Genomic DNA, 21,587 nt, shown 5'->3' on the forward strand with positions numbered 1-21,587 from the left:
GGGGGGGGGGCCCCCCCCGCGGGGCGTGGGGGGGGGGGGGGGGGGGGGGGGGGGGGGGGGCGGGGGGGGGGGGGGGGGTGGGGGGCCGCGGGGGGGGGGCCCCCCCCCCGGGGGGGGGGGGGCCCCCACCACAGCCCTGTGTGCCGGGCTACTCGCCGGCGCGGCGCGGCTTGATGGCGGTCAGGTCCAGATCCATCGGGAAGGGCGCACTCACCTTCATGCGCTCCCTGAAGATGCCGACGCTGGTGTAGGCGCCGGTGGTGGGCTCCAGCTCGAAGGCGTGGACGACGGCGAGGCCCTTCTCGTTCTCCACCCTCCAGTAGTGGGCGATGCCCGCCCGGGCGTACTTCAGGGGCTTGGTCTCGCGGTCGCGGGAGACGGACTCCGCGGAGACGACTTCGATGGCCAGGGTGACGGCCTCGGCGGGGTAGCGGGTCTGCTCCGGGTCGTCCACCACGTCGCCTCGCACGACGATCACGTCCGGCTCCGGCCGGTTCTGCCGGTCGATGTCGATGGTGAACTCTCGGACGACCTCGAACTCCGCCGGGGCGAGGGACTGAAGCTGCCAGTTGAAGAAGTCGACAGCGCGTGAGTGGAAAAGAGTCTGCGGACTCACGAAGACGAGGCTCCCGTCGATCAGCTCCGTGTGCGGAGGCAGGTTCGGAAGCCGGTCCAGGTCGTCCGCGGTCCAGCCGCCCTCCGGCGGGGTCGGCCAGTCGGGTGTGGACGCCTTCGGTGCGACGCTCATCAGTGCTCCCATGGGACGGAGTCTCGCGGGTGCAATCAGACTATCCGCCGGAAACGGGCGGGTCTCCCGCGAACGTGTGAACGAACGTCGTGTCCTTGACGCGGGCGGCGCCGGGCAGCCTGTGGATAACTCCCGGGCTGTCGGCGCGGCCCCCTATCGTTGAGGCAGTGGTCGGGGCAGGACGGACCAGGCAGGCCGGACGGGCGAGGTAGTACGTACGGGGGACCAGACGATGGGCGGGACGGGCGTGATCGGCGAGATGGCAGAGACGGCGCAGGTGAGGGACGGGGACAGCGAGGCGCTGGCCACCCTGCACCGGGTCTTCGGGTACGACGCCTTCCGCGGCGAGCAGGAGGCGGTCGTCGAGCACGTGATCGCCGGCGGGGACGCCGTGGTGCTCATGCCGACCGGCGGTGGGAAGTCGCTGTGCTACCAGATCCCGTCCCTGGTCAGGCCCGGCACGGGCATCGTGGTCTCGCCGCTGATCGCGCTGATGCAGGACCAGGTCGACGCGCTGCGGGCGCTCGGCGTGCGGGCCGGATTCATGAACTCCACGCAGGACTTCGACGAGCGGCGCGTGACCGAGGCCGAGTTCCTGGCCGGCGAGCTGGACCTGCTGTACCTGGCGCCCGAGCGGCTGCGGCTGGACAGCACCCTCGACCTGCTCTCCCGCGGCAAGATCTCCCTGTTCGCCATCGACGAGGCGCACTGCGTCTCCCAGTGGGGCCACGACTTCCGGCCCGACTACCTCGCCCTGTCCCTGCTGGGCGAGCGCTGGCCGGACGTGCCCCGGCTCGCGCTCACCGCGACGGCCACCGACGCCACCCACCGCGAGATCACCGAGCGGCTGCACATGCCGTCGGCGCGGCACTTCGTGGCCAGCTTCGACCGGCCCAACATCCAGTACCGGATCGTGCCGAAGTCCGACCCCAAGAAGCAGCTCCTGAGCTTTCTGCGTGAGGAGCACCCCGGCGACGCGGGCATCGTCTACTGCCTCTCGCGCAACTCCGTCGAGAAGACCGCGGAGTTCCTGTCGCGCAACGGCGTCGAGGCGGTGCCCTACCACGCGGGACTGGATGCGGGCACCCGGGCGGCGCACCAGTCGCGGTTCCTGCGCGAGGAGGGCCTGGTGGTCGTGGCCACCATCGCCTTCGGCATGGGCATCGACAAGCCGGACGTGCGGTTCGTCGCCCACCTGGACCTGCCGAAGTCGGTCGAGGGCTACTACCAGGAGACCGGCCGCGCGGGGCGGGACGGTATGCCCTCCACGGCCTGGATGGCATACGGCCTCAACGACGTCATACAGCAGCGCAAGCTGATCCAGTCGGGCGAGGGCGACGAGGCGTTCCGCCGCCGTGCCCAGTCCCACCTGGACGCCATGCTCGCCCTGTGCGAGACCGCCCGGTGCCGCCGGGGCCAGCTCCTCGCCTACTTCGGACAGGACCCGGACCAAGCCGGGTGCGGCAACTGCGACACCTGCCTGACCCCGCCCGAGACCTGGGACGGCACGGTGGCGGCGCAGAAGGTGCTGTCGACGGTGGTCCGGCTGAAGCGCGAGCGCGGGCAGAAGTTCGGCGCCGGGCAGATCATCGACATCCTGCTGGGCAAGCGCACCGCCAAGGTGATCCAGTTCGATCACGACCAGCTCTCCGTGTTCGGCATCGGCGAGGAGCTGACGGAGGGCGAGTGGCGGGGCGTCGCCCGGCAGCTGCTGGCCCAGGGCCTGCTCGCGGTCGAGGGGGAGTACGGCACGCTGGTGCTGACCGAGACCAGCGGTGAGGTCCTGCGGCGGGAGCGGGAGGTGCCGCTGCGCAAGGAGCCCAAGAAGCCCGCCGCGGCCAAGTCGGCGGGCGGCGGACGCGGCGAGCGCAAGGCGAAGGCGGCCGCGGCCGAGCTGCCGGCGGAGCTGGTCCCCGCCTTCGAGGCGCTGCGCGCCTGGCGCGCGGAACAGGCACGCGAGCAGGGCGTCCCGGCGTACGTCATCTTCCATGACGCCACCCTGAGGGAGATCGTCACCGTGTGGCCCACTTCGGTCGGGCAGCTCGGTGGCATCAGCGGGGTCGGCGAGAAGAAGCTGGCGACGTACGGGGAGGGTGTGGTCGAGGTGCTGGCGGGGCTGGAGGGACCGGCTGCCGAAGCCCCGGAGCCCGGGTCGGCCCCCTCGGTCGCCCCGATCGCCCGGGTCGCCGGTTCCGCGTCCCACTCCGGCGGGGACGACTGGCCCGACCACGAGCCGGAGCCCGAGCCCGAGCCCGACGACTGGATATAGGGACGTGCCGGGGGATTCCTCCGCGTCCGTCGACGGCGTCACAGCGCCCGGGCCGCGTACGCCCTGACGTCGGCGTCCGTGTCTCCCGTGACCGTCGCCAGCGCCGTCCGGGCGTCCTCGCTGGTGGCCGTGTGCCGGGTCAGGGCGAGGACGGCCGCCTTGCGGACGTCGGCGTTCCGGTCGGCGAGGGCCTTGGCGAGGACGGGGACCGCCCGGTCGGAACCGGCCGCGGACAGCGCGGTGGCCGCGCCCGCCCGCACCTGCCAGGCGGGGTCGGACAGCGCGGTGACCGCACGGGCCGCCAGGGGGGCGGGGCAGCCCGTGTCCGCCAGAGCCGCGAGGGCGGCGCCGCGGACGAGGGCGTCGGGGTCCTCGGTGAGCCGGTCGAGGGGGCCGCCGGTGCGGGGCGCCGCCCGCAGCGTCCCCAGCGCCTTGGCGACGGAGACCCGCACCTCGCGGGACGGATCCTCGGCGGCCGGGGAGAGCGACTCCGCTGCGTCCAGCGAGACCAGCCCGCGCACCGCCTCGATGCGCACCGGGGCGTCGGGGTCGCTCAGAGCGGCGGCGAACGTGTCGGCGTGACCCAGCCGCAGGATGCGCAGCAGGTCGAGGGCGGTGGCGCGGACGACGGGGTCGGGCCGGGCCAGGGCTTCGGCGAGGGGCTCACCCAGGGCGGGTTCGGGCGTCAGTGTCTCGGCCAGTTCACGCAGGGAGGCGGCCGCGGCGGCGCGCACCTCGCCGTCGGGATCGGACAGGGCGCCGGCGAGCGCCGGACCGGTACCGGCCGGGACGGTCTCGGTGAGCACGGTGACCGCTGTGCGCCGGACGCCCGGTGCGGGGTCGGACAGGTACGGACGGAGGGTGGAGAGGTCGGGTTCGTGCTCGGCCAGGGCGAGCAGTTCCAGCAGCCTGGGGGATCCGGCGGCACCGGGCCCGGTGGCCGCGGTGACCGGGGTGACCGGGGTGACCGGGGTGGCCGTGGGGCGGGCCCCGGTGGCGAGGGGCGCGGCATCGCGGTCCCCGGCCGTCGCCACCTGCTCCGGGTGCACCTCGCCCAGGTGCCGGGAGGGACCGCCGACCGGCGTGAACTCGTCGATCGGAACCAGATAGGGAGCCACGGGACGTGCCGTGAACTCCATTGCACCGGAGGGGGACTTGTGCAGATCGAGGTGGTGGAACCAGGACGCGTCGTCGCGCTCGGGGAGGTCGACGCGCTCGTGGTACAGGCCCCAGCGGGATTCCGTGCGGGCCAGGGAGGACCGGGCGGCCATCTCCGCGCAGTCGCGGATGAAGGTGACCTCGGCGCAGCGCATCAGCTCGTGCGGGGTGCGGGCGCCCATCGCCGCGATGTCCGTGCGCATCCGCTCGAAGGACTCCAGGGCGAGCGACAGCCGGGCGCCGGACTTCGGCGGCGCCACGTAGTCGTTGACGAAGCGCCGCAGCTTGTACTCGACCTGCGGCTGTGGCGGGCCGTCGGGGTTGCGCAGCGGGCGGTAGACCAGCTCGTGCGCCTCGCGCAGCTGCTCGGACGGCAGTTCACCGGCGTAGGCCGAGTACTGGGCGGCGTCCGCGCCCGCCAGGTCGCCGAAGACGAACGCGCCGATCATGTAGTTGTGCGGCACGCAGGCCAGGTCGCCGGCTGCGTAGAGACGGGGGACGGTGGTGCGGGCGTGGTCGTCGACGCGGACGCCCGACGCGGAGTGGCCGCCGCACAGGCCGATCTCGGAGATGTGCATCTCGACGTCGTGGGTGCGGTAGTCGTGCCCGCGGCCGGCGTGGAAGGTGCCGCGCGTCGGCCGTTCGGTGGAGTGCAGGATGGACTCCAGGGCGGAGACCGACTCCTCCGGGAGGTGGCTGAGCTTCAGGTACACCGGACCGCGATCGCTGGCGACCTCCGCGGCGAACTCGGCCATCATCTGGCCCGACCAGTAGTCGGAGTCGACGAAGCGCTCGCCGTGCCGGTTGACCTGGTAGCCGCCGAAGGGGTTGGCGACGTAGGCGCAGGCCGGGCCGTTGTAGTCCTTGATCAGCGGGTTGATCTGGAAGCATTCGATGCCGGTCAGCTCGGCACCCGCGTGGTAGGCCATGGAGTAGCCGTCACCGGCGTTGGTGGGGTTCTCGTAGGTGCCGTAGAGGTAGCCGGAGGCGGGCAGACCGAGCCGGCCCGCGGCGCCGGTCGCGAGGATCACGGCACCGGCGCGGACGGTCACGAACCGCCCCGTGCGGGTGTTGAAGCCCGCCGCGCCCACCGCCCGTCCCCCCGCGGTCAGGATCCGCACCGGCATCACCCGGTTCTCGATGCGGATCCGCTCGCGCATCTCGCGCCGCCGCAGCTGCCGGTACAGGACCTTCTTGACGTCCTTGCCCTCCGGCATCGGCAGCACGTAGGAGCCGGACCGGTGCACCTGGCGGACGGCGTAGTCGCCGTGCTCGTCCTTCTCGAACTTCACGCCGTACGACTCGAGCCGCTGGACCATGGCGAAGCCGCGGGTGGCGGTCTGGCGGACGGTGGACTGGTCGACGATGCCGTCGTTGGCGCGGGTGATCTCGGCGACGTAGTCGTCGGGTTCGGCGCGGCCGGGGACGACGGCGTTGTTGACGCCGTCCATGCCCATGGCGAGGGCGCCGGAGTGGCGGACATGGGCCTTCTCCAGCAGCAGTACGTTCGCACCGTGCTCGGCGGCGGTCAGCGCGGCCATGGTGCCGGCGGTGCCGCCGCCGATGACGAGGACGTCGCAGGAGAGTTCTTCGGCGTCGGTGAGGGCGGGAATCTCCACCAGGGGGCCTTTCAGGTGCCGAGGGATGTCAGGACGTCGCGCCGCAGCGCCGTGCGGGCCGGGTCGTCGTGCGCGGTGCGGTCCCGGGGACGGGGCACGTCGCGTACGGCGGTCAGGCGCCCGGCGCCGAGCAGGGCGACGCGGTCGCCGAGGAACAGGGCCTCGTCCACGTCGTGGGTGACGAACACGACCGTGGCTCCGGTGCCGTGCAGTACCTCCACCAGCAGGTCCTGCATCCCGGCGCGTGTCTGGGCGTCGAGGGCGCCGAAGGGCTCGTCCATCAGCACGGCGCGGGGGCGTCCGGCCAGCGCACGGGCCAACTGGGCGCGCTGGCGCTGTCCCCCGGAGACACGGTGCGGCAACTGCCCGGCCTGTTCGGCGAGGCCGACCCGCTCCAGCCAGGCCGTCGCCTGGTCCCGGCGCTCGGCGCGGGGCAGGCCCTGGACGGCGAGGGGAAGTTCGACGTTGGCGCGCAGGGAGCGCCAGGGCAGGAGGGCGTCCTCCTGGAAGACCAGTGCCCGGTCCGCCCCGGGGCCGTCGATGGGTCGCCCGTCCTGTTCCGCCGTTCCGGCCAGCGGCGGCAGCAGACCGGCCAGTGTGCGCAGCAGCGTCGATTTGCCGCAGCCCGAGGGCCCGACCACGGTGAGGATCTCGCCGGCGGAGACGTCGATGTCCACACCGCTCACCGCGGCGGCGTCCGGACGGCCGAGGGCGGCGTCGCGCAAGGCGAGCCGGGTGCCGCGGCCGGGGGCCCGGGCACCGGTCCCCGCCCCAGTCCCAGTCCTCGTCCCCATCGCGGTCGCGGTCGCGGTCTCAGTCTCGGACGAGGTGCTCATCGCGTGCCTCCTCGGGACGGGTGCGGATGGAGTCCTCGCGTCCGGCGGCGGCCGCGGGCGGGGGCGCCGCCCCGGACCGCGCGGACTTCGGGCGGGCGGTGGGACCCTGCGCCGTGCGTGGCAGCCAGCGGGTCAGGCGGCGGCCCAGCAGTTCCACGGCCGTGGAGGTGAGCCAGCCGAGCACGCCGATGGTGACCATGCCGACGAAGACGCCCGGGTAGTCGACGACCGTGTAGTCCTGCCAGGTGCGGTACCCCACGCCGTACTGGCCGGAGATCATCTCGGCGGAGATCACACAGATCCACGAGACGCCGATGCCGACCGACAGGCCACCGAAGACACCGGGCAGCGCGCCCGGCAGGACCACCGAGCCGAGGACCCGCCACCGGCCGCCGCCCATGGTGCGGACCGCCTCCTCCCACACGGGCGTCAGCGCGCGTACCGCGTGCCGGGTGGAGACCAGCACCGGGAAGAAGGCGGCGGTGCAGGTGATGAAGACGATGCCCTGCTCGTTGGAGGGGAACAGAAGGATCGCCACGGGGACGAGGGCGATGGCGGGAATGGGCCGGATCACCTCCAGGACCGGACCGAGCAGGTCCTCGGCCAGCCGCGAGCGGGCCACGAGCACACCGGTGGCCACGCCCAGGACGGCGGCGAGCAGGAAGCCGGTGAGTATGCGGGTCAGGCTGTCGGTGAGGTCCGTCCAGTAGTCGGGCCCCGCCAGCCGCTCGGCGAAGGTGCGGGCCACGTCGGTGACGGTGGGGAACTGCGAGAAGCGCAGCCACAGGTCGATGTCCTGGCTGGTCAGCAGCTGCCACAGGCCCAGGGCGACGGCGAGCGAGGCGATCCGCAGCGCGTAGCGGGCGGAGCGGTTCACGACGCCAGCTCCAGTGCCTCGGCGTACGGCACGACGCGCGCTCCGCCGTGCCCTGCGATGTACGCCCGTGCGGTCTCCGGTGCGACGAAGGGCAGCAGGGCACCGCCGTCGACCACCCAGACCGCCCGGTCGGCGAACCACGGAGTGCCGGTGGTGGCGTCGGGGACGTACGCGGCCCGGACTGCGTCGCGATGCCCGGCCACGTGCCGCAGCAGCGCCGTGGGGGAGGCGAAGGAGAGGGTCTTCCCCGCGCCCTTGGGCCAGACCTCGCCGGCCGGCTTCGGAGGCGCCGCCGCGAGCCGCTCGGCGTACACGGTCGGGCCGAGCGCCTTCTGCACGTACTGGTCGTCGACGAAGGCGTCCACGTCCACGTCGCCGGTGAGTTTCGCGTCCTTGAGGACCGAGACGTCCTCCTTGAGGGCTGCGACGAGCTGCGGTTTGATCGCCGGGTCGAAGGTGGCGATGCCCTGGGCGCCGTTGTAGAGGTACACGGTTTCGGCAGGCAGGCCGGTGGCCTTCGCCACCTTCTCGGCGGCGGCCACGGGATGCTCGTCCAGATAGTCGGTCGCCTGCGTCTGGGCCTTCAGGAACGCCTCCAGCACGGCGGGGCGCTTCTTCGCGAACTCCTCGACGGCGGTGACGCCGTGGAAGGTGGGCAGGTCCAGCCGGGCTCCGTCGTACAGGGCCTTCGCCTTGCCCTGCTGGGCGAGCAGGCCGGGCCAGGCGACGAACTGCGACAGGGCGTCCGCGCTCCCCGAGTCCAGGGCCGAGGCGCCCACCGCGGGCTGCTGGTTGAGCTTTTCGATGTCCTCGGCGGGGTCGAGGCCGGCGCGTTGCAGGGCGCGGACGAGGGTGCCGTCGGCGGCCGAGCCGACGCTCGTCGAGACCTTCTTGCCCTTGAGGTCCTTCAGGGAGGTGAGGGGCGAGCCGGGTGCGACGACGATGGTGTTGAGGCCGCCGCGGAGGTTGTAGCCGGTGACCGAGACCAGGCGGGTCGGTTTGCCGAGCTGCTTGCCGCGGGCCGCGTTGATGAGCAGGGGGAAGTCGCCCATCGAGCCGATGTCGATCTTCCCGGCGGTCATCTGGGCGGTGATGGGCGCGCCGGTCGCGTAGTCCTGCCAGTCGACCTTGTAGGTGACCTCGTCGCCGAGGGAGTTGAGCTGCTTCTCGAAGTAGCCGAGGGAACGCAGCAGGGTGCCGGCGGTGACCGTGTTGATCGTCCTGGACTGGTAGCCGACCGTCACGGTGACGGTGGAGCCGTTCCCGTCGGCGGACGCGTCGCCGCCGCAGGCGGTGAGGGGGAGGAGCAGGGCCACGGTTGCCGCGCCGGCGGTGGCGGGGAGTGCGGTGCGTTTCGCTTTCATGTTCATGGGGAGTCGGCCTCTCACCGGAGCAGGTAGGGCATGTTGACCGTGACCGCACCGGTGGGGCAGCGCGCGGCGCACGGGCCGCAGTACCAGCACTCGTCGACGTGCATGTACGCCTTGCCGTTGCGCTCGTCGATGGCGAGGGAGTCCAGCGGGCACATGTCCACGCAGAGCGTGCAGCCTTCGATGCACTTCGACTCGTCGATGGTCACGGGCACGTCGGCCCGCTGGGGCGCCAAGGGCATGGCTGTCTCCAGGGAGGGTGCGCGAAAGGGTGGTGAGGGGGATTACAGGGAACGGTGCAGCAGGCCGCTCATCGCGATGCGGTCGCCGCGGAAGCGGACGAACTCCAGGTCGACGGGGCGGCCGTCGGCGAGGTGGGTGAGCCGTTCCAGCATGAGGACCGCCGTGCCGCGCGGGGCCTCCAGTACGGCGGCGGAGTGCGCGTCGGCGGTGACGGCCTCCAGGGTGATCTCGGCGTGGCCGAGTGGCCGGCCGGTGACGGATTCCAGGAGCCGGAAGACGTCGGTGTTCTCCAGGTCGGCGCCGAGCAGGGCGGTCCCGATGTCGAGCGGGAGGTAGGTGAGGTCCAGGGAGAGGGGGACGCCGTTGAGCCGGCGCAGGCGTTCGATGTAGAGGACGTCGGCGCCGGGAGGGACGCGTAGGCGTTCGGCGACGGGGGCGGGGGCCGGGACGGGGACGGTCGTGCGGACCTCGTTGGTGACGCGGCCGTGTTCGTGCAGGGTCTCCGCGAGGCCCATCAGACGGTCCAGCCCGTGGGCGTACTTGCGGGCCACGACCACCGTGCCGATGCCGGGCTGCCGCGCCACGAGGCCTTCGGCGCGCAGTAGGTCGAGCGCCTGGCGGACGGTGTTGCGGGTGGTGTCGTACTCGGCCGCGAGGGTGTCCTCGTGGGGGAGGGTGCCATCGGGGAAGGCGTCGTCGAGGAGCTGGCGGCGGAGCAGGTCGGCGAGTTGACGGGCCCGGTCGGCGCGCAGCCGGCGCCGCGTGCGGTGGGCTGCGACGGTGGTCGCGCCCTGGCCGGCGTGGTCTCGGATGCGGTCGGTGGGCGGCATGGCTGGAACCATACCTATCCGGTGGGATTAGTGGTGTTGCGGGAATGTTGCGCCACCGGGGGCTCCGCCGGTCGCACGGGTGAGCTGGGGTTTCTCTTGGGGATGGGGGAGTTCTGCCACCGGAGGTCTTCCAGCCGGGGGTCTTCCAGCCGGGGGTCTTCCTGCCGGGGTCGCGAGGTTCCCGTAGTGGGGCGGGCGCCGTCAGGTCAGGGGCGTCAGGCCAGGGCCGTCAGGCCCGGGGCGAAGGTGATGAGGAGGGGGATGAGCGGGACCAGGGCCGCTGTCGCCGTGGTCAGGGCCCGGTGGCGGCGGGGCAGGCGAGGGCGGGGTTCCAGGAGGCGGTCGACGCGTTCGCCGAGGAGGCGGTGGCTGGAGGCGCAGGAGAGGACGCCGCGGTGCTGGTTCAGCTCGATCAGGGCCAGCGCGGTGGTCAGGTGGCCGCAGCGCCGGGAGGCGGTGTCGTCGGCCGAGAGCTCGACCAGGCGGTGGGTCTGGTCGCAGAAGTGGGCGAAGAGCGGGACGCTCGGGAAACCGGTGGCCAGGGCGGTCGACAGGTGCAGCAGCCAGTCGTGACGGGCGCGGGCGTGGCCGCGTTCGTGGGTGAGGACGGCGTCCAGCTGATGGTCGGTGAGGCGGTGCAGGGCGCCGGTGGTGACGATCAGCTGAGGTGGGCTGCCGGGCATCCACCAGGCGTCCGGGTACTCGTCCTCCAGGACCAGCAGGGGCCCGCGGGCGGCCGGGAGCCCGGCGGGCAGGTCGGGGGCGCGCTCGCGCAGGTGGGCGCGGGACCGGGCGCGCCGGCGGCGGGCCTCGACGAGTTCACGCGCGAGCATCGCGGTCGTCCAGGCGGCGCCCGCCGCCAGCAGCAGAGTGAGGGCGGCCGCCCAGACCGGGCCGGCGGAGAGGTTGTACGCCGCGGTCACCGCGGGCGGCGCCGGCGCGAAGAGCTGGGCGCGGACGGTCCCGAAGACGGCGGTGGCGCCGAGGGCGAGTGCCGTCAGGCAGCACAGCAGCACCGTCGCGACCAGGCACTGCCACACCCACAGCCCGACCACGGGATCCCGCTCGGGCCACGCGGAACGGGTCAGCGCGCGGGGCACCGGCACCGCGGCGGTCACGGCGACGACGAACAGCAGGAGCAGGCAGACGGTCATGCCACTGGCTCCGGATCCTGGTCGAAGGATGGGCGGCTCTGGCTGTACAGGGGTGGTGCTGGGCCGGGTCGTGCGCGCACACCGCCCGACGCCAGTATGACGGGGCCGGGCGGTGTGAGTCAGGTGTCGGCGGTCACCGGTTCCGGAACCTGGGCGTACGGGCGTCGGGTGTGCGGGCCTTGGACGTATGGGCCTTGGACGGTACGGGCCTCGGGTGTGCGGGCCTTGGACGTATGGGGCCTTGGACGCGCGGGGCCTTGGGCGTGCGGGCCCCCCTCCGTCGGGCGTACCGTCAGACGCCCTGCCCGACCCCCCGGCCGACCACGCGCCCGGTCACCTCTCCCAACCCCACCCGGACACCGTCCGGTCCCGGGGCCCAGGCCGACAGGGTCACCACGTCGCCGTCCTCCAGGAACGTCCGCTTGCCGTCGGGGAGTTCCAGTGGGTCGCGGCCGTTCCAGGTCAGTTCGAGCAGCGACCCCCGCTCCCGCTCGGTGGGCCCGCTCACCGTGCCCGAGCCGTAGAGGTCGCCGGTGCGCAGCGAGGCTCCGTTGACCGTCATGTGGGCCAACTGCTGGGCGGCCGTCCAGTACATGGTGGAGAACGGCGGCTCGGAGACGACGTGGCCGTTGACGGCGACGGAGATCCGCAGGTCGTAGCCGCCGGGGTCGTCCTGGTCGGTGTCCGTGTCGTCCAGGTAGGGCAGCAGCTCGTGCGTGCGCTCGGGCGGCGCCACCCGGGCCTCCTCCAGCGCGTCCAGCGGAGTGATCCACGCCGACACCGAGGTGGTGAAGGACTTGCCGAGGAACGGACCGAGGGGGACGTACTCCCAGGCCTGGACGTCCCGCGCGGACCAGTCGTTGAGCAGGCAGAGCCCGAAGACGTGCTCGCGGAAGTCGCCGAGCGCGACCGGACTGCCCAGTTCGGACGGCACACCCACCACGAAGCCGACCTCCGCCTCGATGTCGAGCCGGACGGACGGGCCGAAGACGGGTGCGGCGTCGGCCGGGGCCTTGCGCTGCCCCGACGGGCGTACGACGTCCGTGCCCGAGACGACGACCGTGCCGGAGCGGCCGTGGTAGCCGATCGGGAGGTGCTTCCAGTTCGGGGTGAGGGAGTCGGCGGCGTCGGGGCGGAAGATCTGGCCGACGTTGCGGGCGTGGTTCTCGGAGGCGTAGAAGTCGACGTAGTCGGCGACCTCGAAGGGCAGGTGCAGGGTCACCGACGACAGCGGGTGGAAGAACGGCTCCAGGGCCTCGCGGTGGGAGGGGACCGACACCCACGCCGTCAGCGCGCGCCGCACGTCCGACCACGCCGTACGCCCGGCCGCCAGCAGCGGGTTGAGGGTGGGCTGCGCGAGGAGGGCCGCGTACGGCGAGCCGAGCGCGTGGGCCGCCGCACCCGCGTCGAGCACGTGGTCGCCCAGCCGGACGCCGACCGTCCGGTCCGGCCGGTCGAGCGAGCCGGGGATCGAGAACACGCCGTACGGAAGGTTGTGCGGGCCGAAGGGGTCGCCCTCGGGGACGTCGAAGAGGGGCATCGGGTGCTGCCTCGCTTTCGTGCTCGCCATGTGCGCCGTGCGCGCCGTGTGCGCCACGTGATCGGTGTGTGTCGCGTGACACGTGGTCGGGCCACACGTTACGGGTGGCGTGCCGCTCTTGGGCAGTGCGACCGGAGGCGGCGGCGCCCGGGACGCAATCTTGGCGCCGGCGGGTGGACGGCGCGCCATGTCGCTGCCAACCGGGACACAGGCCCTGAACCGGCTTTAGCCGATGATGTGTCAGGATCCGGACATCATCGGGCGTCCTCGTGCAACCCCGTGCGGGTTCGAGCGCACTCGCTACGCCCTCGTTCGGAAGCGGTCACGGGTGAGTCGGACGGGTGCGGTGTCCGTATTCTCTGATCATGGACCGCACCGCATATTCACTCGTCGCCACCGACCTGGACGGCACGCTGCTCCGAGGCGACGACACCGTCTCCGACCGGTCGCTGGCCGCGCTGGCGCGGATCGCCGGGGCCGGTGCGCGGCACCTGGTGGTGACGGGGCGGCCGGCACCCCGGGTGCGCTCCCTGCTCGACCGGCTCGGCTGCACGGGGCTCGCGGTGTGCGGACAGGGCGCGCAGGTGTACGACGCCGGCGCGCACCGGATGCTGTGGTCGGTCACCCTGGACCGGGAGCTGGCCGAGACGGCGCTCGGCAAGATCGAGGCCGAGGTGGGCCAGGTGCACGCCGCCGTGGACCAGGACGGCGTCGACGGGCTGACGCTCATCGAGCCGGGCTACCTGATGCCCCACCCGACGCTGCCCGCGGTGCGCGTCGAGCGGCGTGCGCAGCTGTGGTCCACGCCGATCAGCAAGGTGCTGCTGCGCCACCCCGAGCTGACCGACGACGAACTGGCGGCGACGGCTCGCGCGGTGGTCGGTTCCCTCGCGACGGTCACCATGTCGGGGCCCGGCACGGTGGAGCTCCAGCCCTGCGGCATCACCAAGGCCACCGGCCTGGCGCTGGCCGCCGAGCACCTTGGCATGGAGCGGCGGCGGACGATCGCTTTCGGGGACATGCCCAACGACATCCCCATGTTCCAGTGGGCGGCCCACGGTGTCGCCATGGCCGACGCCCACCCCGAACTCAAGGCGGTGGCCGACGAGGTCACGACGACGAACGAGGACGACGGCGTGGCCGTCGTCCTCGAGCGGATCTTCGGTACCTCTTGATGCACTGCCTCGTGATGCACTGCCGCTCGGTGCGCTGCCGCGGCGGTGCTGCTCAGTACGCGCTGAAGACGTTGTCCATCGAGCCGTAGCGGTCGGCCGCGTAGTTGCAGGCGGCGGTGATGTTGGCGACCGGGTCGTACGGGTCCCAGGAGGTGCCCTCGACGTGGTACGCCTGGAAGGTCGGGTCGATCACCTGGAGCAGGCCCTTGGACGGGGTGCCGTTGATCGCGTTGATGTCCCAGTTGTTGATGGCGAGCGGGTTGCCGGAGGACTCACGCATGATGTTGCGGTGAATGCCCTCGTAGGTCCCGGGGATGCCGTGCTGGGCCATGATGTCGAGCGACTCGCGGATCCAGCCGTCGAGGTTGTCCGGGTAGGTCGTCGTGGCCGCCGTGGTGGCGGTCGTGGCGGCGGCCGGGGTGGCCGCGGAAGCGGTGGTGGCGCCGATGAGCGGCAGCGCGAGCACCGCGGCACCGGTGCCGGCCACGGCGAGCTTGCGGGCGAGGCGGCTGGTGCGGGCGTGACGGTTCAGACCGTTGGCAGACATGCGGTGTCCCTCTCCTTACGCCTACGAGGTGAGCTGTCGGGTTCGGGCGGGGAGGTGCCCGGCCGTGCCCTGACGGGTACGGCTTCACCCCGAGCCGCTCCGGTGGTGACCGGTGCGGCGACTTACCTGGGTCCCCCGCTCCTGCCTGCGAGTTTGTTGGATGGATGACTGTGCGACGGGCGGTGGCAGGATTCGGCGTCCACCCGACAGGCCGGGAACGTATGCGAGAGCACATGTCCGGAACAAGTGCAGGAATCACCCAACGTGCCTGTTGACCTTGGTCTGGGGCCTTTATGGCTCTTGATCATTTGCTGTCGCCAATCCCCAACTGGCTTGCGGGGCAAAGGGAGGGCACAGGTTCCGACGGGGTTGCCTCTCGGGTGTCGGGAGTGAGCCAACTCACTGGCTTCAACAAGCACGGCAAATGGGGCATTAACCCCAACTAGGAGCCAACCGACCGCAGGTGGGGACGGCTTCGGGTGTCGAGCCGGGAGGGGCGGGAAACGGGGAGAGGGAAGCGACGGGAAACGGGGAGGGGGAAGCGGCGGGAAAGGGAGTGGGGAGAGAGGGGGCAGGGAGCGAGGAAGCGGGGGGACGGGGGAGGGGGCAGGTGTGTCGATCGGGTGACGTTCTCGAAGTGCGGGCCGTTGGGAGGAGTGGTGGGATCTTCGGTGGCGGCTTCGGCCCGTTCGCCCTCCGGCTCCGGCTCGTCCCCTCTGGCGATATCAACCAAAATCTGCTCATATCACCTGATCAAAAACATACCGTTCATGATCCGATACCGCCCAGCCTGTAACGGTGGGCGCTAGCGGTGATCGAAACGTGACCGGATACGCTGACTTGAGTGGTGGCAGCGACCTATCGACAAACCAGGTAATCGCCAGTAGACACCAGCAGACAGGAGACCCCTCGTGACCGTCGTCGGGCCGTTCGGGCTGAGCGTGCGGGACCAGGCTCTGGAAGCCGATGTCCAGGCCGGATTGGTTGCTGTCGAGGAAGGGTTGCTTGAGGCAACCAAAAGCGAGGTGCCGTTCATCACGGAGGCCGCCCAGCACCTGGTGCGGGCCGGCGGGAAACGGTTCCGGCCGCTGCTGGTGATGCTCTCGGCCCAGTTCGGAGACCCCTACGCCCCCGGGATCGTGCCCTCGGCCGTGGTCGTGGAGCTGACCCACCTCGCCACGCTGTACCACGACGACGTGATGGACGAGGCCGCCGTGCGGCGCGGCGTGCCCAGTGCGAACACCCGCTGGGACAACTCCGTCGCGGTCCTCACCGGCGACTTCCTGTTCGCCCGCGCCTCCCAGATCCTCGCCGACCTCGGCCCCGAGGCGGTCCGCGTCCAGGCCCTCGCCTTCGAGCGGCTGGTCACCGGTCAGATCCTGGAGACGGCCGGCCCGCAGGACGGCCGCGATCCGGTCGACCACTACCTGGACGTGCTGGGTGGCAAGACGGGCTCCCTGGTGGCGGTCTCCTGCCGGTTCGGCGCGATGATGTCCGGCGCCGACGAGACGGTGGTGGACGTCCTCACCCAGTACGGCGAGCGGCTCGGCGTCGCCTTCCAGCTCGCGGACGACGTCCTGGACATCGCCTCCGACTCCGACGAGTCCGGCAAGACGCCCGGCACGGACCTGCGCGAGGGTATCCCCACCCTGCCCGTACTGCGGCTGCGCGAGCGGGCGGCCCGGCTGGGACTCGCCGAGGACATCGCGCTGTGCGAGCTGCTCGACTCCGACCTGAGCGACGACGCGCGGCACGCCGAGGCGCTGCGGCTGCTGCGCGCCCACCCCGCGCTGGAGCAGGCCCGCCGGGACACCGTCCGGTACGCCGAGGAGGCCCGGGCGGCGCTGGCCCCGCTGCGGGAGTGCGACGCGAAGGCCGCGCTGGTGGAGCTGTGCGACGCGGTGGTCCACCGGGCCGGCTGACCGCACCCGGCGGTCCTTCGCCGCCCCCGCGGTCCGTCCCGGGCCCCTACGGGCCGGGGGAGTCGGCACCCCTGCGTGTCATCCCGCAGGAGTAGGCGGAGTTGAGCCCGCGGTCTGACGCTTGTGCTCCGGCGATTTGGTCAGATGGACACCACGGAAAAACACCAATCCTCACCGATTCGGGTGAGAATGGCGGCTCACGGGTGAACGAGTGCGAGGTCGCGAGACAGCCGCCGCCGACGACGGAGGTAGGGCACACATGGCACCGATCGATTCCGACGACAACACGACCGCCGGGGAGGGCGAGGAGCTGCGGGCCGGACGGCGCAAGGCCGCGCGGTACGTCGTCCCGGTCGCGGTGATGGGAGTGGCGGCCGCGACGATCGGGCTCGTCCCCGCGCTCGCCGACTCCGGGGACCCCGATCTGCCGAAGGTCACGGCGGAGCAGCTCATAGAGAAGATCGCCAAGTCGGACGTCCAGCAGCTGTCCGGCACGGTGCGCATCAACACCGACCTGGGCCTGCCGGACCTCGGTGGGCTGGAGAGCGGCCTGATGTCCGGAATGTCCGGAGGTCCGGGCTCCGGCGGCGACGACGAGGGCTCCGCCGCCGACCCCTCGGCCAAGCTCACCGAGCTGGTGTCCGGCAGCCACACACTGCGCGTCGCGGCCGACGGCCCCGACCGGCAGAAGCTGTCCCTGCTGGAGAACGCCGCCGAGTACAGCCTGATCCACAACGGCAAGGACGTCTGGGGCTACGACAGCCAGTCCAACGAGGTCTACCACTCCACCGCCCCCGACGGCGCCGAGCGGCTGGAGAAGGACGTGCCGGGCCAGGACGTGCCGGCCACGCCGAAGGACTTCGCCGAGCAGGCGCTCAAGTCGGTCGACGACACCACGTCCGTGACCGTCGGCGGCACCGCGCAGGTGGCCGGCCGGGACGCCTACCGCCTGGTCGTCGAGCCCAAGCAGGACGGGTCCACGGTCGGTGCGATCACCGTGGCGGTGGATGCCGAGTCCGGCACGCCGCTGAAGTTCACCCTGACCCCGGCGAGCGGCGGCGCCGCCGTCGTGGACGTGGGCTTCACCAAGGTCAGCTTCGCCAAGCCGGACGCGTCCACGTTCGACTTCACGCCGCCCGAGGGGGCCAAGGTCACCGAGGCCGACGAGGCCGGTGAGCGGGCCAAGGCCCCGGAGCACGGGCGCGAGGCCGAGGGCGAGCTCGCCAAGGGGATGGACGGCCTCGAGGTCATCGGCGAGGGCTGGAACTCGATCGCCACCTTCGACACCGGCGCCCAGGGCGGCCTGCCCATGGCCTCCGCGGGCGGCGACCTCGGCGGCTTCCTCGGCTCCTTCGGCGACCAGGTCAAGGGTGACTTCGGCTCGGGCACGGTCTTCAAGACCCGCCTGGTCAACGCCCTGATCACGGACGACGGCAAGGTCTACGCCGGTGCGGTCACCAAGGACGCGCTGGTGAAGGCGGCCGACGCGGCGAAGTAGGACCCGCGCAGCATTCCCACCCGTACGGCGAAGAGGACGAGAAGAGGGAGCCGATGGCCGAAGCGTCCGCCACGGAGCCGGAGCGCCCGGGCCGGGATCCGGACCGGGATCCGGACCGGGAGAGCGCGGATGACGCCGTCATCGCCACCCGCGCGCTCACCAAGCGCTACCGCGGCGGACAACTCGCCGTCGACGGTCTGGACCTGACCGTCCCGGCGGGCAGTGTCTTCGGCTTCCTCGGGCCCAACGGCTCCGGCAAGACCACCACCATCCGGATGCTGATGGGGCTGATCGAGCCCACCTCGGGCAGCGCCCGGGTCCTCGGCCGGCCCATGCCGCGCGCGGCCCGCGCCGTACTGCCCCGGGTCGGCGCCCTCATCGAGGGCCCGGCCCTGTACGGCTTCCTCTCCGGTCGGGACAACCTGCTGCGCTACGACGCCGCCGACCCGACCGCCGACCCGCGCACCCGGCGCGAGCGCGTCGCGGCGGCGCTGGACCGGGTGGGCCTCGCGGCCGCCGGCGGCAAGAAGGCGAAGGCGTACTCGCTCGGTATGAAGCAGCGGCTGGGTCTCGCCGCTGCGCTGCTCCAGCCGCGCCGGCTGCTCGTCCTGGACGAGCCGACCAACGGACTCGACCCGCAGGGCATGCGCGAGATCCGCACCCTCGTGCGCGAGCTGGCCTCCGACGGCACCACCGTCTTCCTCTCCTCCCACCTGCTGGACGAGATCGAGCAGGTGTGCACCCACGCCGCCGTGATGGCACAGGGACGGCTGATCACCCAGGGCGCGGTGGCCGACCTGGCGGCCGGGGCACGCGGCCGGCTGGTGGTGACCACGCCGGACGCGGGCGACGCCGCCCGGGTGCTGAAGGAGCAGGGAGCCGCGGACGTGGTCGTCGACGGGGACCGGGTGACGGCGGAGCCACCGGAGCGCGACCTCGCCGAGGTGAACGCGGCGCTGGTCGTGGCCCGCGTCCGGGTCCGGGGTTTCGTTGTGGAACGGGCCTCGCTGGAGGACGCGTTCGTGGCGCTGACCGGGGAGGGCTTCGATGTCGCGGGCTGATGTGCTGGGCGAGCCGGTGGGGCGGTCCGCGCGGACCCCGAGTCCGCTGTGGTCCCTCGGGCTGTTCCGCAGTGAGCTGCTGACCACCTTCCGGCGCTGGCGGACCCTCGCCCTGCTGGCCGTCCTCGCCGCCGTGCCGATCCTGGTGGGCATCGCCGTGAAGATCGAGACGAGCGACGGGTCCTCGCCCGGCGGCGGTGGTGGCGGTGGCGGCGCGGGACCGGCGTTCATCTCGCAGGTCAGCAACAACGGGCTCTTCCTGGTCTTCACCGCGCTCGCCGCGACCCTCCCGTTCTTCCTGCCGATGGCCATCGGCGTCGTCGCGGGCGACGCGATCGCGGGCGAGTCGAGCGCGGGCACGCTCCGCTACCTCCTGGTCGCCCCGGCCGGCCGCTCCCGGCTGCTGCTCACCAAGTACGCCACGGTGATCGCCTTCTGCCTCGCGGCCACCCTGGTGGTCGCGGTCTCGGCGCTCGCGGTCGGCGCCCTGCTGTTCCCGGTCGGTGACCTGATCACCATCTCCGGCACCCGGATCACCTACGCCGAGGGGCTGGGCCGGGCGCTGCTGATCGCCCTGGTCGTGGCCGCCTCACTCGTCGGCATCGCGGCTCTCGGCCTGTTCGTCTCCACCCTGACGGGCAGTGGCATCGCGGCCATGGCCACCACGGTCGGACTGCTGATCACCGTCCAGATCCTCGACCAGATCCCCCAGCTCGACGCCCTCCAGCCGTACTTCTTCTCGCACTACTGGCTCTCCTTCGCCGACGTGATGCGCGAACCGGTCTACTGGGACGACCTGGTGAAGAACCTCGGCCTCCAGGCCCTCTACGCCGCGGTCTTCGGCTCGGCGGCCTGGGCCCGGTTCACGACGAAGGACATCACCGCGTAGTCCGGGGCTCGGCCATGGCGCGGTCACGGCCTCCGCCTGCTCGTACGGGAACCGCGCGAACGGCGCCTTCCGCGCGAGGCAGGTCCTGGCGCGGGCCGGCGCCTCCGTGTCCCGCAACCACGGACATCGTGATCGCCTCGCCCCGGTACTGGTACACGCTGTCCACACCGGTCGAGCGCTACCTTGACCACTGCCGGCCGGTCGCGCGCCCCGGCCTCGACTTCAAATCGACCCAGGCGAGGGTGGCGTCGAGCAGCAGGCGTGCGTTGCCATGGCCATGTGGGCACGGCCCATCGCGTGGCGTGACCTCCTGGAACGAGCCTGTGACACCCCGGTGACGTGAGAATCGGGAGCGAGCGGAGAGACTCGAAGCAGGTGCACGACAGGCATGACAGGCTCTGGACGGCAGGGAACGGGAACCGCCGACGGAAGCCGCCGATGAGTGGGGGAACGATGTCTCGACTCGGCCGCGACAAGCAGCGGGAACACGAGCGCGCCGAGGGCTCGCCCGGTTCCGCGACGACGCCGATCGACGTCCATGTGCCGGACGGCGACTCCGGCGCGCGCGGTGCCTCGGTCGACGGCTCACCGGTCGTCGCGGCCCCGGGCGAGGAGATTCAGAACGCCGTCCTGAACCGCCTCCACCGTCTCGCCCTCGCCGCCGGTCGTCCCGTCCTCGCCACGATCCACGACCGGCGCCTCGGCTACTCCGTCCCCCTCCGGGTCGACCCGGACGGCTCGAGCCACCTCGCCGCGGACCCGGTGCCGACGGCATCGGAGGAGGAGACACAGGAGGAAGCTGCCGTGGAGGCCCCCGTCGAGACACCCGTCGAGGCCCCCGTACGGCACGACCGGCCCACGCACGTCCTGCGCTCGGTGGTACCGGCCCGGGACGGCACGCCGACGTTTCCGCTGCCGGCGGTGTCCGGTACGGAGCGGGAGTGGTCCGGCAGCGCCTCCGCGCCGACCTTCACGCTGCGCGCCCTGCCGGAACCGGCCCCGGGGACGCCGCCCGGCACGGTGGCGCCGCCGACGGGTGCGTTCGGGCCGCCGCCGCGCATGGACGGTGCGTCCACGACCGGCGCCGCGCGGGACGCGGCGCCGCGGCCGACGTTCGGCCCCTTCGCCGCACCGGTGCCGGCCCCGGTCCCCGAGCTGATCCCCCAGTCGACCCCCGAGCCGATCCCCCAGTCGATCCCCGAGCCGGAAGTCACGCCCGCGCCCACGCCCGCTGCGCCCATGCCCGCTCCCGCGCCCAAGTCGGTCCCCGACCCGTACTTCGACCCCGACCCCAAGCCCACTCCGGCCCGCGGCTTCGACGCCGTGGCCGAGGCCGTGCTCGGGGACGCGCCGCTCACCGCACCCGGCGACGCCACTGCCCCGGCCCTGCTCGCGGAGCCGACGGCCCGTATCAACGAGGCCGTCAAGGAGGGACGTACGGAGGCCGCGGCACGGCTGGCGGAGCAGACGGTGACGGAGGCCTCGCGCACGCTCGGGCCGGAGCACGCCGAGGTGCTCCGGCTCCGTGAACTCGCCGCGTACATCGCCTACTTGTCCGGCGACCCGGACCGTGCCTTCCAGCTCTCCCTCGACCTGGCCCGGATACACCGGCGCTCGGGCGACGCCGAGGCCGCGTACGGCAACGTCCAGAGCGCCGCGACCGCCTGGCGTGCCGTACGCGACCCCGCACGGGGCCTGGAGCTGGGGAACCACCTGGTCGGCCTGTGGTCCGAACTCGCCGCCGAGGACGGGCCGGCCGCCGAGGACGCCGAGCAACTGGAGTCCGCCCGCACCCGCATGGGCCGCCTCGCCGAACGCGCCCGCGCCCAGGCCGGCTGACGACGTCGACGG

General features: G+C 72.5%; 17 protein-coding genes, 1 pseudogene and 1 riboswitch. Of the genes and pseudogenes, 8 read left to right on the forward strand and 10 right to left on the reverse strand.

The features are described from left to right. Positions 1-148: 148 nt before the first annotated feature. Positions 149-748 carry a Uma2 family endonuclease gene (locus ACFYZ3_RS37490; RefSeq protein WP_388527626.1) on the reverse strand — a complete coding sequence of 200 codons (600 nt, stop codon included), beginning with the start codon at positions 746-748 and terminating at the stop codon, positions 149-151. Between the two features lie 232 nt (positions 749-980). Between ACFYZ3_RS37490 and recQ the strand changes: the two genes are divergently transcribed. Further along, entirely contained in the window at positions 981-3,017 is a 2,037-nt protein-coding gene (recQ, locus tag ACFYZ3_RS37495; RefSeq protein ID WP_388527629.1) for a DNA helicase RecQ, read from the forward strand. Between the two features lie 38 nt (positions 3,018-3,055). Here the strand turns inward: recQ and ACFYZ3_RS37500 are convergent, their stop codons facing one another. The 8 genes from ACFYZ3_RS37500 to fahA all read right to left on the reverse strand — a co-directional run bounded on the left by ACFYZ3_RS37500 (position 3,056) and on the right by fahA (position 12,644). After that, positions 3,056-5,794, reverse strand: a complete 2,739-nt coding sequence (locus ACFYZ3_RS37500; RefSeq protein ID WP_388527631.1) for a fumarate reductase/succinate dehydrogenase flavoprotein subunit — start codon at positions 5,792-5,794, stop codon at positions 3,056-3,058. Positions 5,795-5,805: 11 nt separating this feature from the next. Continuing rightward, positions 5,806-6,630 (reverse strand): ABC transporter ATP-binding protein, encoded by an 825-nt coding sequence (locus ACFYZ3_RS37505; RefSeq protein WP_388527634.1) that lies wholly within the window; start codon positions 6,628-6,630, stop codon positions 5,806-5,808. After that, on the reverse strand, positions 6,608-7,507 hold the full coding sequence (locus ACFYZ3_RS37510) for an ABC transporter permease (protein WP_388527636.1): 900 nt from the start codon (positions 7,505-7,507) through the stop codon (positions 6,608-6,610). The genes ACFYZ3_RS37505 and ACFYZ3_RS37510 overlap by 23 nt, the downstream gene beginning before the upstream one ends. Then, positions 7,504-8,871, reverse strand: a complete 1,368-nt coding sequence (locus ACFYZ3_RS37515; RefSeq protein WP_388527747.1) for an ABC transporter substrate-binding protein — start codon at positions 8,869-8,871, stop codon at positions 7,504-7,506. Before ACFYZ3_RS37515 ends, ACFYZ3_RS37510 begins: the two co-directional genes overlap by 4 nt. A 20-nt stretch (positions 8,872-8,891) precedes the next feature. After that, the gene (locus ACFYZ3_RS37520) at positions 8,892-9,119 is read right to left on the reverse strand and encodes a ferredoxin family protein (protein WP_030145386.1); all 228 of its coding nucleotides are present in this window, start codon (positions 9,117-9,119) and stop codon (positions 8,892-8,894) included. Between the two features lie 42 nt (positions 9,120-9,161). After that, the gene (locus ACFYZ3_RS37525) at positions 9,162-9,950 is read right to left on the reverse strand and encodes a GntR family transcriptional regulator (protein ID WP_388527639.1); all 789 of its coding nucleotides are present in this window, start codon (positions 9,948-9,950) and stop codon (positions 9,162-9,164) included. 215 nt (positions 9,951-10,165) lie between these two features. Then, a complete protein-coding gene (locus ACFYZ3_RS37530) occupies positions 10,166-11,104 on the reverse strand; it encodes a M56 family metallopeptidase (protein WP_109035760.1) in 939 nt (312 codons plus the stop codon). Between the two features lie 292 nt (positions 11,105-11,396). After that, positions 11,397-12,644 carry a fumarylacetoacetase gene (gene fahA, locus ACFYZ3_RS37535; RefSeq protein ID WP_388527642.1) on the reverse strand — a complete coding sequence of 416 codons (1,248 nt, stop codon included), beginning with the start codon at positions 12,642-12,644 and terminating at the stop codon, positions 11,397-11,399. Between the two features lie 365 nt (positions 12,645-13,009). Here fahA and ACFYZ3_RS37540 point away from each other — a divergent pair, with 365 nt between their 5' ends. Further along, a complete protein-coding gene (locus ACFYZ3_RS37540; RefSeq protein WP_388527645.1) occupies positions 13,010-13,819 on the forward strand; it encodes an HAD family hydrolase in 810 nt (269 codons plus the stop codon). Between the two features lie 52 nt (positions 13,820-13,871). On the opposite strand, the gene ACFYZ3_RS37545 is transcribed toward ACFYZ3_RS37540, so the two are convergent. Continuing rightward, a complete protein-coding gene (locus ACFYZ3_RS37545; protein ID WP_388527648.1) occupies positions 13,872-14,366 on the reverse strand; it encodes a transglycosylase SLT domain-containing protein in 495 nt (164 codons plus the stop codon). Positions 14,367-14,370: 4 nt separating this feature from the next. After that, a riboswitch (cyclic di-AMP (ydaO/yuaA leader) is annotated at positions 14,371-14,543 on the reverse strand. 734 nt (positions 14,544-15,277) lie between these two features. Between ACFYZ3_RS37545 and ACFYZ3_RS37550 the strand changes: the two genes are divergently transcribed. The 6 genes and pseudogenes from ACFYZ3_RS37550 to ACFYZ3_RS37575 all read left to right on the forward strand — a co-directional run bounded on the left by ACFYZ3_RS37550 (position 15,278) and on the right by ACFYZ3_RS37575 (position 21,575). Further along, the gene (locus tag ACFYZ3_RS37550) at positions 15,278-16,288 is read left to right on the forward strand and encodes a polyprenyl synthetase family protein (protein ID WP_361010018.1); all 1,011 of its coding nucleotides are present in this window, start codon (positions 15,278-15,280) and stop codon (positions 16,286-16,288) included. 259 nt (positions 16,289-16,547) lie between these two features. Then, positions 16,548-17,786, forward strand: a complete 1,239-nt coding sequence (locus ACFYZ3_RS37555) for an outer membrane lipoprotein carrier protein LolA (protein WP_388527651.1) — start codon at positions 16,548-16,550, stop codon at positions 17,784-17,786. Between the two features lie 53 nt (positions 17,787-17,839). Next, on the forward strand, positions 17,840-18,847 hold the full coding sequence (locus ACFYZ3_RS37560) for an ABC transporter ATP-binding protein (RefSeq protein WP_388527654.1): 1,008 nt from the start codon (positions 17,840-17,842) through the stop codon (positions 18,845-18,847). Continuing rightward, positions 18,834-19,736 carry an ABC transporter permease gene (locus ACFYZ3_RS37565; RefSeq protein WP_388527656.1) on the forward strand — a complete coding sequence of 301 codons (903 nt, stop codon included), beginning with the start codon at positions 18,834-18,836 and terminating at the stop codon, positions 19,734-19,736. Before ACFYZ3_RS37560 ends, ACFYZ3_RS37565 begins: the two co-directional genes overlap by 14 nt. A gap of 113 nt (positions 19,737-19,849) precedes the next feature. Beyond that, a pseudogene (locus ACFYZ3_RS37570) lies at positions 19,850-19,975 on the forward strand (flavodoxin); the annotation flags it as partial. Between the two features lie 214 nt (positions 19,976-20,189). Next, complete coding sequence (locus tag ACFYZ3_RS37575; RefSeq protein WP_388527659.1) at positions 20,190-21,575, forward strand: tetratricopeptide repeat protein; 1,386 nt, start codon at positions 20,190-20,192, stop codon at positions 21,573-21,575. The last annotated feature ends 12 nt before the right edge of the window (positions 21,576-21,587 follow it).

This window comes from Streptomyces sp. NPDC001599 (assembly GCF_042893535.1).
Classification (GTDB): Bacteria; Actinomycetota; Actinomycetes; order Streptomycetales; family Streptomycetaceae; genus Streptomyces.

Coding starts and splice junctions, on each gene's coding strand:
- fahA (WP_388527642.1), bottom strand. CDS start 12,644: ATGCCCCTCTTCGACGTCCCCGAGGGCGACCCCTTCGGCCCGCACAAC.
- ACFYZ3_RS37525 (WP_388527639.1), bottom strand. CDS start 9,950: ATGCCGCCCACCGACCGCATCCGAGACCACGCCGGCCAGGGCGCGACC.
- ACFYZ3_RS37540 (WP_388527645.1), top strand. CDS start 13,010: ATGGACCGCACCGCATATTCACTCGTCGCCACCGACCTGGACGGCACG.
- ACFYZ3_RS37565 (WP_388527656.1), top strand. CDS start 18,834: ATGTCGCGGGCTGATGTGCTGGGCGAGCCGGTGGGGCGGTCCGCGCGG.
- ACFYZ3_RS37575 (WP_388527659.1), top strand. CDS start 20,190: ATGTCTCGACTCGGCCGCGACAAGCAGCGGGAACACGAGCGCGCCGAG.
- ACFYZ3_RS37530 (WP_109035760.1), bottom strand. CDS start 11,104: ATGACCGTCTGCCTGCTCCTGCTGTTCGTCGTCGCCGTGACCGCCGCG.
- ACFYZ3_RS37515 (WP_388527747.1), bottom strand. CDS start 8,871: ATGAAAGCGAAACGCACCGCACTCCCCGCCACCGCCGGCGCGGCAACC.
- ACFYZ3_RS37555 (WP_388527651.1), top strand. CDS start 16,548: ATGGCACCGATCGATTCCGACGACAACACGACCGCCGGGGAGGGCGAG.
- ACFYZ3_RS37560 (WP_388527654.1), top strand. CDS start 17,840: ATGGCCGAAGCGTCCGCCACGGAGCCGGAGCGCCCGGGCCGGGATCCG.
- ACFYZ3_RS37520 (WP_030145386.1), bottom strand. CDS start 9,119: ATGCCCTTGGCGCCCCAGCGGGCCGACGTGCCCGTGACCATCGACGAG.
- ACFYZ3_RS37545 (WP_388527648.1), bottom strand. CDS start 14,366: ATGTCTGCCAACGGTCTGAACCGTCACGCCCGCACCAGCCGCCTCGCC.
- ACFYZ3_RS37490 (WP_388527626.1), bottom strand. CDS start 748: ATGAGCGTCGCACCGAAGGCGTCCACACCCGACTGGCCGACCCCGCCG.
- recQ (WP_388527629.1), top strand. CDS start 981: ATGGGCGGGACGGGCGTGATCGGCGAGATGGCAGAGACGGCGCAGGTG.
- ACFYZ3_RS37505 (WP_388527634.1), bottom strand. CDS start 6,630: ATGAGCACCTCGTCCGAGACTGAGACCGCGACCGCGACCGCGATGGGG.